Below are 1212 nucleotides of genomic sequence, written 5' to 3'. Positions count from 1 at the left end.
TAGAAAACTTACTACTATCACAATTATTACAAGTTTATCATATGCAACAGTGAAAAGATTGAAAAAACAATCTGGCAAAAGTATTTTAGATGGTAAAAAGAAAGATTTATCTAAGAAATCATGTAGAAAATGTAAGTTAAATGAAGGAGATATAGACTACATAACGACATTTTTCATTGAAAATGCCTCATACTTTAATTTTAAACATTTCTACGAATATTTTGTAGTTAATCAAATGGGATATGATATTTCTTATTCAACATTATTAAGAATTTTTAAAGAAAGAAAAATAGGTAGTCACTATTCAAGAAAACAAACAATTAAAGTATATAATTCTATGCGAAAACATAATATAGAAAATCTTAATGTTGTATCTAATGGAGATATTAGCAATGAAAAGAAAAAATTACATATGAGATTAAAATATGAAGTTACACCTAAATATTCGCATCCATATATGCCTAAAGTTAAATACTTTGGAGAAATATTAGAAACAGATGCATCAGTACATTTATGGTCTGGAGACAAGAAATATAACTTACATATTTTCATTGATAAATCTACAGCAATGATATTAGGAGCATACTTTGATGAACAAGAAACACTAAATGGGTATTATCACGCATTTAAACAAGTATTAAAAAATTATGGTATACCATATAAAATAATATCAGATAAAAGACAAGTTTTTAGATCAACAGAACAAGGAGAAAAGACAACAAATTTTATGATAATGTGTAAATATTTGGGAATAGATTTAAAACCAACTTCAATAGCAGAACACAAAGCTACTGTAGAAAGGACATTTAGGACATTACAGTCAAGGTTATCAGCAGAATTAAAGTTCTTAAATATAACAAGTAAAAAAGAGCTAAATGAATATGTTATAGAATATATAAAAAAACATAATCAAATAGCCCCACCCAAATTAAATGATACACTTAATAAGTTTGTAGGTCAAGAGTTTAGTGAAAAAGAATTAGATAGAATTTTATCAATATTTAAAGAGAGAGTAATAGTAGGACATTGTATAAACTATGAGAAAAAGAAATATATACCTTTAAATCATGAAGGTAATAGAATATTTATACATAATAGGACAAAAGTAGTCGTAGGTAAAAGTTTATCAGATGAAATCTTTATGTTTTTAGAAGATGAAGTATTTGATTTAGAAGAAATATCAGAAGTAGAAGTAGCTTCAATTAATTTTAA

At 25.1% G+C, this 1212-nt stretch carries 1 protein-coding gene; it reads left to right on the top strand.

The features are described from left to right. Nucleotides 1–49: 49 nt before the first annotated feature. Nucleotides 50–1212, top strand: a 1163-nt coding sequence (locus tag AWT72_RS08600) for a DDE-type integrase/transposase/recombinase (RefSeq protein ID WP_156413139.1), incomplete at its 3' end; no start/stop codon positions are given.

Origin of the sequence: Oceanivirga salmonicida (assembly GCF_001517915.1) — a bacterium.
Classification (GTDB): Bacteria; Fusobacteriota; Fusobacteriia; order Fusobacteriales; family Leptotrichiaceae; genus Oceanivirga; species Oceanivirga salmonicida.
Note: the sequence above shows the minus strand (reverse complement) of the source record. Positions and strands in the feature narration are given on the sequence as shown.